Annotated in this window: 12 protein-coding genes; 11 read left to right on the top strand and 1 reads right to left on the bottom strand. The window is 60.2% G+C overall.

Annotated features, from left to right (window positions below; genetic code table 11):
• Window positions 1-60 precede the first annotated feature (60 nt).
• Window positions 61-834: a helix-turn-helix domain-containing protein gene (locus PMI03_RS10870; protein WP_007692898.1), complete on the bottom strand. Its 774-nt coding sequence runs from the start codon at window positions 832-834 to the stop codon at window positions 61-63.
• Between the two features lie 93 nt (window positions 835-927).
• Between PMI03_RS10870 and PMI03_RS10865 the strand changes: the two genes are divergently transcribed.
• The 11 genes from PMI03_RS10865 to PMI03_RS10815 all read left to right on the top strand — a co-directional run.
• Window positions 928-1,866 carry a DMT family transporter gene (locus tag PMI03_RS10865; RefSeq protein WP_007692895.1) on the top strand — a complete coding sequence of 313 codons (939 nt, stop codon included), beginning with the start codon at window positions 928-930 and terminating at the stop codon, window positions 1,864-1,866.
• Window positions 1,867-2,140: 274 nt separating this feature from the next.
• A complete protein-coding gene (gene ugpB, locus PMI03_RS10860) occupies window positions 2,141-3,451 on the top strand; it encodes a sn-glycerol-3-phosphate ABC transporter substrate-binding protein UgpB (RefSeq protein WP_007692893.1) in 1,311 nt (436 codons plus the stop codon).
• A gap of 67 nt (window positions 3,452-3,518) precedes the next feature.
• Window positions 3,519-4,400, top strand: coding sequence for a sn-glycerol-3-phosphate ABC transporter permease UgpA (gene ugpA / locus PMI03_RS10855; protein WP_007692891.1), 882 nt, complete (start codon window positions 3,519-3,521; stop codon window positions 4,398-4,400).
• Between the two features lie 9 nt (window positions 4,401-4,409).
• A complete protein-coding gene (gene ugpE, locus PMI03_RS10850) occupies window positions 4,410-5,258 on the top strand; it encodes a sn-glycerol-3-phosphate ABC transporter permease UgpE (protein ID WP_007692888.1) in 849 nt (282 codons plus the stop codon).
• Entirely contained in the window at window positions 5,258-6,310 is a 1,053-nt protein-coding gene (locus PMI03_RS10845) for a sn-glycerol-3-phosphate import ATP-binding protein UgpC (RefSeq protein ID WP_007692887.1), read from the top strand. The genes ugpE and PMI03_RS10845 overlap by 1 nt, the downstream gene beginning before the upstream one ends.
• A gap of 141 nt (window positions 6,311-6,451) precedes the next feature.
• Window positions 6,452-7,069: a DUF47 family protein gene (locus PMI03_RS10840; RefSeq protein WP_309574359.1), complete on the top strand. Its 618-nt coding sequence runs from the start codon at window positions 6,452-6,454 to the stop codon at window positions 7,067-7,069.
• Window positions 7,069-8,073 (top strand): inorganic phosphate transporter, encoded by a 1,005-nt coding sequence (locus tag PMI03_RS10835; protein WP_007692883.1) that lies wholly within the window; start codon window positions 7,069-7,071, stop codon window positions 8,071-8,073. The genes PMI03_RS10840 and PMI03_RS10835 overlap by 1 nt, the downstream gene beginning before the upstream one ends.
• A 478-nt stretch (window positions 8,074-8,551) precedes the next feature.
• Complete coding sequence (locus PMI03_RS10830) at window positions 8,552-10,099, top strand: ABC transporter substrate-binding protein (RefSeq protein ID WP_039973799.1); 1,548 nt, start codon at window positions 8,552-8,554, stop codon at window positions 10,097-10,099.
• 67 nt (window positions 10,100-10,166) lie between these two features.
• Entirely contained in the window at window positions 10,167-11,138 is a 972-nt protein-coding gene (locus PMI03_RS10825) for an ABC transporter permease (RefSeq protein ID WP_007692880.1), read from the top strand.
• Entirely contained in the window at window positions 11,135-11,974 is an 840-nt protein-coding gene (locus tag PMI03_RS10820) for an ABC transporter permease (protein ID WP_007692878.1), read from the top strand. Before PMI03_RS10825 ends, PMI03_RS10820 begins: the two co-directional genes overlap by 4 nt.
• Before the next feature lie 6 nt (window positions 11,975-11,980).
• On the top strand, window positions 11,981-12,843 hold an 863-nt coding region (locus PMI03_RS10815; protein ID WP_309574354.1), incomplete at its 3' end, for an ABC transporter ATP-binding protein.

Raw genomic sequence — 12,843 nt, 5'->3', positions numbered from 1 at the left:
AGAACGGCAGATCATGAATGAAGCTTTTAGAAATTATACGAAGCATAAGGAAAACTTTGCCTATCGACCGACCCGGTACTGCTCCGGCGTCTTGCCGGACAGGCGTTTGAACATGGCGATGAAGGCCGAAGGCGTGCTGTAGCCAAGGTCGAAGGCAATTGCCTGTATGGTGCGACCCTTGTCGAGCCACTCGACGGCGCATAGGAAGCGCATCCGCTGCCGCCATTCCCCGAGCGAAATCCCGAGTTCGCGCTGGCAGCGCCGCTCCAGCGTGCGGACCGTCATATGGAAGCGCTCCGCCCAGGCCGCGAGCGGCAGGTCGCTTGCCGGATCGGCCTGAAGCGCATCCAGGATCGACTGGATTTCAGCCGAAGCGGCATGAGGCAGATAGGCCTCGTGCGGTGGCGCGATCTCGATCTGGTCGAGCAGGACCTCGGCGAGCCGCCGGTCACGATCGGTCTCCGGCACATGAATGTCACGTTCGGCGAAATCGACGAGGATCGCCCGCAAGATCGGGTTTAGTTCCAGCGCACAGGGCCGATCGGAAAACCGCCCCGAGCACTGAGCTGAAATATAGACCGAGCGATAGGCGGTCGCGGTCTCATTATAGGCGCTATGTTTCCAGCGCGGCGGGATCCAGACGGCATAGTGTGGCGGTGACAAAAAGCGCTTGCCCTCCACATCGATGTTCATCGAGCCGTAGGAAACAAAGCTCAACTGACCGAAGACATGTGCGTGCGGCGCCATATAGGTGTCGGGACCGAAATCCTCCGCCCGGAAATAGACGTCCGAAGGCAGATCTTCCAAAGGCGGCGGCACGGCGATGGTGGGCATCTGTCAGTCTCGCATTACGCTTTGTCGCAATCGAAGCATATACCGAGAAGGCGACGCGATCTACGCTGGCCTTGAACCAAATGGACAGGGCGGATGAGCTACATCCTTCTCCTCATCACGGCATTGATCTGGGGTGGCAACGCCATCGTCACCAAGGCATCGGCCGGTGTTATCTCGCCGGCCGAAATCGCCTTCTACCGGTGGGTTCTGGCAATCCTGATCCTGACGCCGTTTGTCGCCCGGCAGGTCTGGACGAACCGTGCGGTGCTCGCCACTCATGGCTGGCGCCTCCTGATCCTGGGCCTTCTCGGCGGCGCGGCGCTCCCCTATCTCTCCTATATTGCCGCCCGATACACCTCGGCCATGCATCTCGGCATTATCCAGTCGCTGATGCCTCTTCTGTCTCTGGTTCTGGCGATCATCCTGCTCGGTCACCGGATGACCTATGGCGCGCTTGCCGGCGGGATCGTCTCGCTCCTGGGCGTTGCTGTCGTCGTCTCGCATGGGCGGCTCGCGACCCTGTTTACGCAAGGCCCCAATATCGGTGACGCGATCATGCTGGCGGCAACCGTCTGCTATGCCCTCTACACTGTTCTTCTCAAGCGCTGGCCGAACGGTCTGCCCCTGCTGCAATCGCTCTACCTTCAGGCATGTGCCGCCGCCGTCTCGCTGCTGCCGATCTATCTCCTATCCCCCAGGCTGGGCATCAGCGCAGCCAGCCTGCCGCTGATCGCCTATGCCGGCGCCGCCGCTTCCGTTGCAGCACCTTTGCTCTGGATGCGCGGGATCGATCATATCGGCCCGGCAAGGGCATCGCTGTTTTTCAACTTCGTGCCCGTCGTCACCGCCATCCTGGCGATCCCGCTGCTGTCCGAGCAACTCACGACCAGTCTTGTCCTGGGCGGAGCCTTGACCATGAGCGGCGTCATTCTCGCGGAACTTTGGCGTCGACCGCTGGCCGGTGAAAACCCGGAAGCCGGCCGGCATCGCCTCCAAGGTTCAACCGAAGGAAATTTGCGCAGCGGCGAGTGAGATTTCCACAAGCGGAATCTTTACAAGCCGCATTGTCACAAAACTGTCGTATATTCTCATTTCTCAGCATAAATAGATGGTTCGGATGATTCAGTCGTCGTTGCCTCTTTCCAAAAAGAGCGAAGAAATGACGAAGGGCAATCGTTCTTGCCGCGAGGAATCCGTTGCAAACAGCGGTTTTCGAATGGAATGTCCGGCGTGAGGATCGAGGAGGATCCTCGCTGGAAATGGGGTTAGGTGCGGTCTGCGCCTGTCGGGACACTTGGGAGGAAACATGTCCATACGTTTTATCTGCGCTTCAGCTGCGGCGATTACCGCCTCGTTTTCCGTTACATCGAACGCATTTGCGCTGACCGAGCTGCAATGGTGGCACGCCATGTCGGGCGCCAATAACGAGGTCGTCGAGCAACTGGCCAAGGAATTCAACGAGAGCCAGAAGGACTACAAGATCGTCCCGGTCTTCAAGGGCACCTATCCGGAAGCGCTGAATGCCGGCATCGCCGCGTTTCGAGCCAAGCAGGCTCCGGCAATCCTGCAGGTCTTCGACGCCGGCAGCGGCGTGATGATGGGGGCCGAAGGCGCAATCATGCCGGCGGCTGACGTACTGAAGAAGGGCGGCTATACCTTCGACAAGTCGCTGTATCTGCCCGGCATCGTCTCCTATTATTCCAGGCCCGACGGGACCATGCTGTCCTTCCCCTACAACTCCTCCTCGCCGATCCTTTATTACAACAAGGACACCTTCAAGAAGGCCGGGCTCGATCCCGAAAGCCCGCCGAAGACCTGGCCGGAAGTGTTCGACGCCGCCAAGAAGATCAAGTCGAGCGGTGCATCGGCCTGCGGCTTCACCTCCACCTGGCTCACCTGGATCCAGACCGAGAACTTTGCCGCCTGGAACAATGTCGCCTATGGCAGCAATGAAAACGGCCTCGGCGGCACCGACGTCAAGCTCGAATTCAACACGCCGCTCTTCGAGAAGCACTTCCAGGCGATCGCCGATCTCGCCAAGGACGGCACCTTCCGCTACGGCGGCCGTACGTCGGAAGCCAAGCAGCTCTTCACCTCCGGAGAATGCGGCATCCTGACGGAATCTTCCGGCGGTCTCGGCGATATCGTCAAGAGCGGCATGAATTACGGCATCGGACAGCTCCCCTATTACGACGGAGATGGCCGGCCGCAAAACACCATCCCCGGCGGCGCCAGCCTTTGGGTTTTCGGGGGCAAGACCGATACCGAATATAAGGGCATAGCCGAATTCTTTCACTTCCTCTCGCAGACCAAGATCCAGTCGCGACTGCATCAGGTCTCCGGCTACCTGCCGGTGACGATGGCGGCCTATGAGGAGACGAAGAAGTCCGGCTTCTACGAGAAGAACCCCGGCCGCGAGACGCCGATCCTGCAGATGCTCGGCAAGGCGCCGACAGCGAACTCCAAGGGCGTGCGCCTGGTCAACCTGCCGCAGGTGCGCGACATCATGAACGAGGAGTTCGAGGCGATGCTGGCCGGCAAGGAAGACGCAAAGACCGCGCTCGACAAGGCCGTTCAGCGCGGCAACGCCGCCATCCAGCAGGCCATCGGCAATTGACGCATTGATGCGGTCCAGCCCGCAGCCGCTGAGGCTGCGGGCAATTTCCCTGTCCTAGGAGATCGCCGTGCAGCGTGTCGTCTTTCCCAACAAGATCCTTCCCTATCTCCTCGTTGCTCCGCAGATCATCCTGACGGTGGTCTTCTTTTTCTGGCCGGCAAGCCAGGCGCTTTATCAGTCGATGCAGCGCGAGGATCCCTTCGGACTGAAGAGCGGCTTCGTGGGGCTCGCCAATTTCCGCGCCGTGCTGTCCGACGAGACCTATCTGCACTCCCTGCAGGTGACGGTGGTCTTCAGTGTCGCGACGGCGCTGCTGTCGATGATGGTCGCGCTGGCGCTTGCGACCGCCGCCGACAAGGTGGTGCGCGGGCAGACCCTCTATCGCACGCTGCTGATCTGGCCCTATGCGGTCGCACCCGCCGTCGCCGGCATGTTGTGGCTCTTTATGTTCAATCCGGCGATGGGCACCCTCGCCTATATTCTGCGCCGCAACGGCTTTGCCTGGGATCCGCTGTTGAACGGCAACCAGGCCATGGTGCTGGTGATCGTTGCCGCCGCCTGGAAGCAGATCAGCTACAATTTCCTGTTCTTCGTTGCCGGCTTGCAAGCAATCCCCAAATCACTGCTGGAAGCCGCCTCCATCGACGGCGCGCGCGGCAACCGGCGCTTCTGGACTATCGTCTTTCCACTGCTCGCGCCGACGACCTTCTTCCTGCTGGTGGTCAACACGGTCTACGCCTTCTTCGACACCTTCGGCATCATCCATGCCGTTACCGGCGGCGGTCCGGCCAAGGCGACGGAGACCCTCGTCTACAAGGTCTACAATGACGGCTTCGTCAATCTCAACCTCGGCTCCTCGGCAGCCCAGTCCGTCATCCTCATGGTGATTGTCATTGCGCTCACGGCCTTCCAATTCCGCTTCGTCGAGAAGCGCGTGCATTATGCGTGAGGCGAGCCGATGATCGAAAAACGTCCCGTCGCCAATCTCATCGGCCATCTGATGCTGATCCTCGGCATCATCATCGTCGCCTTCCCGATCTATTACACCTTCGTCGCCTCGACGATGACTTCAGCTGAAATCCTGCGGCCGCCGATCTCGCTGCTGCCCGGCGGTCATTTTGTCGAGAACTATGGGGAAGCGCTTTCCGGCGGCGTCGAGCGCGTGGTCGGCGTCAGCCTGCCGCGCATGCTCTGGAACACATTCGTCGTGGCGGTCGTCATCGCCGTCGGCAAGATCGCGATTTCCTTCCTGTCGGCCTTCGCGATCGTCTTCTTCCGCTTTCCGCTGCGGATGGTGTTCTTCTGGATGATCTTCGTGACGCTGATGCTGCCGGTGGAAGTCCGCATCCTGCCGACCTACAAGGTCATCGTCGATCTCGGCATGATCGACACCTATGCCGGCCTGACCCTGCCGCTGATGGCGTCAGCCACCGCGACCTTTTTATTCCGGCAATTCTTCCTGACGGTTCCCGGTGAGTTGCTGGAGGCGGCGCGCATCGACAATGCCGGACCCTTCCGCTTCATGCGCGATATCCTGCTGCCACTGTCGAAGACCAATATCGCCGCCCTGTTCGTGATCCTCTTCATCTATGGCTGGACGCAGTATCTGTGGCCGCTGCTCGTCACCAACGACGCCAAGATGTCGACGATCATCATCGGGCTCCGGAAAATGGTGGATTTCGCCGATGCGGCGACGCCGTGGAATTTCGTGATGGTGACGGCGATCCTGGCGATCATTCCGCCCATCGTCGTCGTGGTGCTGATGCAGCGCTGGTTCGTCAAAGGTCTTGTGGAGACGGAGAAATAATGGCTGGGATCACCCTCAAGGATGTCCGCAAAACCTATGGCGGCGGCATCGACGTCATCAAGGGCGTGTCGCTCGATATTGCTGACGGCGAACTCGTCGTGCTGGTCGGGCCTTCCGGCTGCGGCAAGTCTACGCTGCTGCGCATGATTGCCGGCCTGGAAAGCATCACATCGGGCACGGTGTCGATCAATGATCGGGTGGTCAACGAGCTGGAGCCGTCGGACCGTGACATCGCCATGGTCTTCCAGAATTATGCGCTCTATCCGCATATGACGGTGCGCCAGAACCTGGCCTACGGGTTGAAGAACCGCAACATGCCGAAGGACGAGATCGAGCGGCGGATCGCCAAGACGGCTCGCTCGCTCGAGATCGAGCAATTCCTGGAGCGCAAACCGCGCCAATTGTCCGGCGGCCAGCGCCAGCGTGTCGCCATGGGACGCGCCATCGTGCGCGAGCCGGCGGCCTTCCTGTTCGACGAGCCTCTGTCCAATCTCGACGCCAAGCTGCGCGTGCAGATGCGCGTCGAGATCAAGCGGCTGCAACGCTCTCTCGCAACCACCAGCGTCTACGTCACGCACGACCAGATGGAGGCGATGACGCTGGCCGACCGACTTGTCGTGCTGAATGGCGGCCGGATCGAGCAGGTCGGCACGCCCATCGAGCTTTACGAGCGCCCGGCCACGACCTTCGTCGCAACCTTCATCGGCTCGCCGTCGATGAACCTCCTGAAGATCACGGAGAAAAGTGGCCTTGCCCTTTCGGCAGGTGCCGGCTCCGTCAGCAGCGACACGACCATCGGCATCCGGCCCGAAGACCTTCATCTGGCCGAAGGTGGAAAGGCCGCCGCGTTTAGCGCAAGGGTGCGCGTCCAGGCGGTCGAGCTGGTGGGCGCGGAAAGCTATGTCTACGGCATCCTTCCGGATGGTCAGGCCATCGTCTTTCGCGTGTCCGGGCGGTCCCAGATCGCGATCGATACCGAGCTTGTGGTTGCCGCTTCCGCCAATGCCTTGCATTTCTTCGACGGCGAGGGAAACAGAATAGAGCCCGCCTGAACGGTTCAAACCTTGGGACGACGCTGTTGGAGTGTGTCGTTTCCCAGGCGTATCGGCTTTTCATGTCACGCTCCGTCATTTATGACGGATTTATGACAACGCATGTTTGGAGCGCCGACAGTGAACTGGTTTCGTAAATTGATGCCGCGGGAAGATCGCTTTTTTGATCTCTTCGAGCGGCATTCCCGCACCATCGTCGGCGCGGCCGAAGCTTTGAACGAATTACTGGCCGGCAAGGACACGGAGCAGCATTGCCAGCGCATCGTCGCGCTCGAGAACGAGGCCGATGAGATTGCCCGCGAAGTACTGCTCGCCGTGCGGCGCAGCTTCATCACGCCCTTCGATCGGGGTGATATCAAGGACCTCATCATGTCGATGGATGATGCCATCGACATGATGCACAAGGCGGTCAAGACCATCCGGTTGTTCGAACAGACCAGTTTCGATCCCAGAATGCAGGAGATGGGCGCTGCGATCGTCCAGGCCGCCAAGCTGGTCGCCGAGGCAATCCCGCTGCTCGATCGCATGGGTGCCAACTCGGCGCGCCTCAGCGTGCTCACCGAAGAAGTGGTGAAAGTCGAGGGCCGTTCCGACGAACTGCATGAGCAGGGTCTCAAGGATCTCTTCCGCCGTCATGGCGGGTCGAACCCAATGGCCTATATCATCGGCAGCGAGATCTATGGTGAACTGGAGAAGGTGGTCGACCGCTTCGAGGACGTCGCCAATGAGATCAGCGGCATCGTGATCGAGAACGTCTGATGGAGGCCACCCTCGCCCTTCCGCTGCTGGCGGGCCTGATTGCCGTCGCACTGTTCTTCGACTTTCTCAACGGGCTGCACGACGCGGCCAATTCGATTGCTACCATCGTCTCCACCCGTGTCCTGCGGCCGCAATATGCCGTGATGTGGGCCGCCTTCTTCAATTTCATCGCATTCCTGTTCTTCGGGCTGCATGTGGCCGAGACCCTCGGCACCGGCATCATCGATCCGGGCATCGTGACGCCGCAGGTCATCTTCGCCGCGCTGATGGGCGCCATCGTCTGGAATATCGTCACCTGGATATTCGGCATCCCCTCAAGCTCGTCGCACGCGCTGGTCGGCGGACTGGTGGGCGCCGGACTGGCCAAGGTCGGCACAAGCGCGATCGTCTGGTCGGGGCTGCTGAAGACGGCCGGCGCCATTGTTCTGTCGCCGCTCCTGGGCTTCCTGCTCGCGCTTCTCCTCATCTTGTGCGTGACCTGGATCTTCGTCCGGCAGACACCCTTTGCCGTCGACAGCACCTTTCGTGTGTTGCAATTCATCTCCGCCTCGCTCTATTCGCTCGGCCACGGCGGCAACGATGCCCAGAAGACGATGGGGATCATCGCCGTGCTGCTCTATTCCCAAGGCTATGGCGGCGGCGAATTCCATGTGCCTCTCTGGGTGGTGCTGTCCTGCCAGTCCGCCATGGCGCTCGGAACCTTGTTCGGCGGCTGGCGGATCGTGCACACGATGGGTTCCAAGATCACCAAGCTCAATCCGATGCAGGGCTTCTGCGCCGAGACCGGCGGCGCGATCACATTGTTTGCCGCGACATGGCTTGGCATTCCGGTCTCGACGACCCACACGATCACCGGCGCCATTATCGGCGTCGGCGCCTCCCGGCGCCTTTCCGCGGTGCGCTGGGGGCTCGCCGGCAATATCGTCATCGCATGGGTGGTGACGCTGCCTGCCGCTGCTGCGATCTCCGCGCTGGTCTATTGGGTCATGAACTGGGTGGGCTGAGCGCCCACCCAAAGACTCGGTGCCTCTTCTGTAACAGCGGCTCTCTCGGCAGCACCCATCAATCGCAGCCGTAGACCTTTCGTCTACTATCTCTCCCTCGCGCTCCTCTCGAACATTTGCTTCTGCGCCAGCATTTAGACCGGTGCTTTTTTCGGCAATTCAAGCTTCTCCCCGCCCGCCTGCATCCACTATGAGCAATTAATACGCACCTCAAGGGCGCGCTCAAAACTTATGCGAATTTTCCAAGGGAGCCGCTTGACAGGTAGCGCTTGGGAGGCTCTTAATGCGACCACTGATGCAAACATATACCAGTATATCGGTTGACCATCGGAGCGTCGTCCGCCCTGGCTGACACGCAAAAAGCTCCGATCCGTTGAATAAGCACCGCCCCTTCTGACAGCCGTAGCCCGGCTTTCGGAGCGATGCCGCAATGCAAAGTAACGTCCGCAAGCAAACGAAAATCCATAAGGGGAACTTCATGCGACGCCTGCTTTCCATGTCCCTCGCCCTGATCCTTACCGCAAGTGCCGCCCATGCCGCGCCGGTCGAGGGCGGCAAGATCAATCTCATCGTCCAGCCGGAACCGCCGGGGCTGATGATCGGCATCGTCTCGAACGGTCCAAGCGGACTTGTCGGCGGTGAAATCTATGAAAGTCTGCTGCGCTACGACGACAAACTGCGGCCAATGCCTTCATTGGCGAAATCGTGGGAAATCTCATCCGACGGACTGACCTACACCTTTCACCTGCAGGATAATGTGAAATTCCACGATGGGCAGCCGATGACGTCAGCGGACGTCCTGTTTTCTGTGAAAGACTTCCTGCCCAAAACGCTTGCGAAGCATCGAAATACGATGGCACGCGTGGAAAGCGTCACTGCGCCGGATGACAAGACCGTCGTCTTTAAGCTCAAGCAGCCCTTCGAGCCCTTCATCCGCGCCATGGATTACGGCGCAATGCCCATCATCCCGAAACATATCTATGAGGGCACGGACTATATGACCAATCCGGCCAACGAAAAGCCGATCGGGACGGGGCCGTTCAAGTTCGTTGAATGGAAAAAGGGCAGCTACATCAAGCTGGAGAAAAACAAGGACTATTACATCAAGGGCAAGCCCTATCTTGACGAAGTCTACTACCACATCATCCCGGACGCAGCATCCAGATCGGTTGCCTACGAGACGGGAAAGGTCGATGTCCTGCCCGGCGGATCGGTGGAGAATTTTGACGTTCCCAGAGTGTCCGCCCTTCCCAATACCTGCGTGACACAGAAGGGATGGGAGTTTTATTCGCCTCTTTCGTGGTTGTGGCTGAACAACCGCACCGCCCCCATGGACAATCCGAAATTCCGTCAGGCGATCATGTATGCGCTCGACCGGGGGTTCGCGCGCGATGCCCTGTGGAATGGAATGGGCAAGGTTGCGACCGGTCCCTTCTCATCCGGATTGCCCTTCTATGCGCAAGGCGGCCCGGAATACCCCTATGATCCTGACAAGTCCAAGGCCCTGCTGAAAGAGATCGGCTACAACGGCAAACCGCTTCGGCTTCTCCCCTTGCCATATGGCGAGACCTGGCAGCGTTGGGCGGAGGCCGTGAAGCAGAATCTTGCAGATGTCGGCATCCCGGTGGAAATCGAGGCCACGGACGTGGCGGGTTGGAACCAGAAGGTCAGCAACTGGGATTACGACCTGGCATTTACCTACCTGTACCAGAATGGCGACCCGGCGGTTGGCGTAGAGCGCAATTACAAGTCGGCGCAGATTGCCAAGGGTTCCCCCTGGAACAATGTCGAAGGCTATAGCAATGCGGATGTAGACAAGCTTCTCGAGCAAGCGGCCTTTGCGTTTCCGGCGGAGAAGCGAAAGGTCCTCTACGATCAGGTGCAGGTGAAACTGCAGGAAGACGTGCCCGTGGCCTGGCTTCTCGAACTCAGCTTCCCGACGATCTACAACTGCAAATTCAAGGATCTGATCACCACCGGAATGGGTTTGAACGATTCTCTTCGTGACACCTACATCGAGCAGTGAATGCTGCGCGAGACATGTCTCGCGCAGCTCTCCCGCAATGCATGGAAACCCTAACCAGGGGGCTGTTATGGTGCGCTTCGTGGCAGGACGATTGCTAAAGGCTGCTGTCATCCTGATCTGCATAACAATTTTGAACTTCCTCCTCATTCATGCCGCTCCGGGTGACCCCGCGGCGGTCATGGCGGGAGAAGCCGGCGATGCCGACGCCACCTTCTTGCAACAATTGCGGGAGCGCTTTGGACTTGACCAGCCGCTTTATGTACAGCTCTGGATCTATGTCTCATCCGTCATGCGGCTCGATCTCGGCTATTCCTACCGCCAGCAGCTCCCCGTTATCCAGTTGATCGCAGACCGCCTTCCAGCGACGCTTCTTCTCTCCCTCACCGCCTTCGTCATTTCATTGGGGCTCGGCATTCTCGCCGGAGCTGTCGCCTCGGCTCGACAGGGGCGTTGGTCGGATACGATCATCTCGCTGGTAGCACTTATCTTCTATGCGACGCCGCTCTTCTGGCTGGCACTGATGGCGGTACTTTTGTTTTCCGTGCAGCTCGGCTGGCTACCCGGCTTCGGTTACGAGACGGTCGGCGCCGATTACACGGGCTTTACCCGCGCCTTCGATATTCTTTATCACCTCATCTTGCCTGCCCTGACGCTCGGGCTGTTTTTTATGGCCGTCTATGCGCGCATGACGCGTGCCTCGATGCTGGAAGTGAGCCGCATGGATTTCGTCAAGACGGCGAAGGCCAAGGGGCTGCGCCCCGCCGTCATCCAGCGCCGCCATGTCCTGCGCAATGCCATCCTCCCGGTCGTGACCCTTGCCGGCCTTCAGGCCGGGCAACTGGTGGGCGGCGCGGTTTTGATCGAAACGGTCTTCGCCTGGCCTGGCATTGGGCGCCTGATGTTCGATGCACTATCCCAGCGCGACTATAACCTGCTCCTCGGCGTCTTCATCGTCTCCGCCGCCATGGTGCTTCTCTTCAATCTGATCACCGATGTGCTCTATCGCATCGTCGATCCGCGTATCCGGGTGACGTCATGAAGGATTTCTGGAAACGCTTCTCCCGCAACAAAGGCGCCGTCATCGGTCTCCTTATTCTGTTCGCTGTTATCGCCCTTTCGATTGTCGCTCCATTTCTCTACCCGAAATCGCCCTGGGCCATGGTGCAACGGCCGTTCCTGGCGCCTTTCACCATGGATCGGTTTCCGTTGGGAACCGATCCGATGGGCCGCGACCTCGCCTCCGGCCTCGCCCATGGCGCTCAGGTCTCGCTGCTCGTCGGCTTCGTCTCGACGGTCGTGTCGCTGGTAATCGGCATACCGATCGGCGCGATCGCCGGCTATTTCGGCGGTTGGGTGGACGATTGTCTGATGCGCTTTACCGAATTCTTCCAGAGCGTGCCGAGCTTCGCACTTGCCGTGGTACTGGTCGCCATCTTCCAGCCGTCCATCGCATCGATCGTGGTGGCGATTGCCGTGGTGTCGTGGCCGCCGGTCGCCCGGCTGCTGCGCGGAGAGGTGATGTCGCTCAGGTCACGGGAATTCGTCGAGGCGGCGGTACTGTCCGGCCAGACGCACGCAACCATCATCTGGCGGCAGATCCTGCCCAACACGCTGTCTCCGATCATCGTGCTTGCCTCGATGATGGTGGCCGCCGCCATTCTCATCGAAAGCTCGCTGTCCTTCCTTGGGCTTGGCGACCGCAACGTCATGTCCTGGGGCTATATCATCGGCGCGGGTCGCACGGTTATCCGGCAGGCCTGGTGGGTCAGCTTCTTTCCGGGTCTTGCCATCCTGCTCACAGTGCTCGCCCTCAACCTCGTCGGCGAGGGACTGAACGATGCCCTCAATCCGCGCCTCGCGCGCCGTGGAAAGTGAGGGGACATGATGACCGAAGAGATATCTTTCGACATCGACATTCATCCGGACCGCATCGAGCGTGGCGAACCGGTGGTGCATATCGACCGGCTGAGCATCGCCCTGCCGGAAGGTGCTGACCGGCCCTATGCGGTGGATCGCGTCAGCTTCCAGCTGCATCCGGGGGAAATGTTGTGCGTCGTCGGCGAAAGCGGCTCGGGCAAGTCGATGTCGGCCAATGCGCTGATGGGACTCCTGCCCGAAACTGTTCGCGTCGCTCAAGGACGCATCCTGCTTGACGGCGCTGACCTCCTACAACTTCCCCCCGAGCAGCTTTACGGCATCCGTGGCCGCCGCGTGGCAATGATCTTCCAGGAACCGATGTCGGCGCTGAACCCGCTGATGAAGGTGTCGGCGCAAATCGAGGAAGTGTTCGAAGCGCACGGGCTGCTGAGTCCCAAGGAGCGCAAGGCGAAGGCGCTGGATCTGCTCACCGAGGTCGGCCTGCCGGATCCGATACGCGCGGCGGGCTCCTACCCATTTCAGCTTTCCGGCGGCCAGCGGCAACGCGTCATGATCGCCATGGCGCTGGCGCTGGAGCCGCAGGTGCTGATCGCCGACGAGCCGACGACCGCGCTCGACGTCACCACCCAGGCGCAGATACTGCAGCTGATCCGCCGCCTGCAGACCGAGCGCAACATGGCGGTGATGTTCATCACCCATGACTTCGGCGTGGTGGCGGAGATCGCCGACTATGTCACCGTCATGCAACTCGGCCGCATCGTCGAGCAAGGCCCGGCGGAGGATGTGCTCTATTCGCCACGGCATCCCTATACGAGAAAGCTGATCGCCGCGATTCCGAAGCCGAGCGGCGGCAGCGCCTCGCAGCC

Origin of the sequence: Rhizobium sp. AP16 (genome assembly GCF_000281735.1) — a bacterium.
In the GTDB taxonomy this organism is placed as follows: Bacteria; Pseudomonadota; Alphaproteobacteria; order Rhizobiales; family Rhizobiaceae; genus Rhizobium; species Rhizobium rhizogenes.
This window is presented reverse-complemented; position numbering and strand designations above follow the sequence as displayed.

What these genes read in the sequence shown, in the direction of transcription:
- PMI03_RS10845 (WP_007692887.1), top strand. Translation starts at nt 5,258, where the DNA reads ATGGCTGGGATCACCCTCAAGGATGTCCGCAAAACCTATGGCGGCGGC.
- PMI03_RS10825 (WP_007692880.1), top strand. Translation starts at nt 10,167, where the DNA reads ATGGTGCGCTTCGTGGCAGGACGATTGCTAAAGGCTGCTGTCATCCTG.
- PMI03_RS10840 (WP_309574359.1), top strand. Translation starts at nt 6,452, where the DNA reads ATGCCGCGGGAAGATCGCTTTTTTGATCTCTTCGAGCGGCATTCCCGC.
- PMI03_RS10835 (WP_007692883.1), top strand. Translation starts at nt 7,069, where the DNA reads ATGGAGGCCACCCTCGCCCTTCCGCTGCTGGCGGGCCTGATTGCCGTC.
- PMI03_RS10820 (WP_007692878.1), top strand. Translation starts at nt 11,135, where the DNA reads ATGAAGGATTTCTGGAAACGCTTCTCCCGCAACAAAGGCGCCGTCATC.
- ugpE (WP_007692888.1), top strand. Translation starts at nt 4,410, where the DNA reads ATGATCGAAAAACGTCCCGTCGCCAATCTCATCGGCCATCTGATGCTG.
- PMI03_RS10870 (WP_007692898.1), bottom strand. Translation starts at nt 834, where the DNA reads ATGCCCACCATCGCCGTGCCGCCGCCTTTGGAAGATCTGCCTTCGGAC.
- PMI03_RS10865 (WP_007692895.1), top strand. Translation starts at nt 928, where the DNA reads ATGAGCTACATCCTTCTCCTCATCACGGCATTGATCTGGGGTGGCAAC.
- PMI03_RS10830 (WP_039973799.1), top strand. Translation starts at nt 8,552, where the DNA reads ATGCGACGCCTGCTTTCCATGTCCCTCGCCCTGATCCTTACCGCAAGT.
- ugpB (WP_007692893.1), top strand. Translation starts at nt 2,141, where the DNA reads ATGTCCATACGTTTTATCTGCGCTTCAGCTGCGGCGATTACCGCCTCG.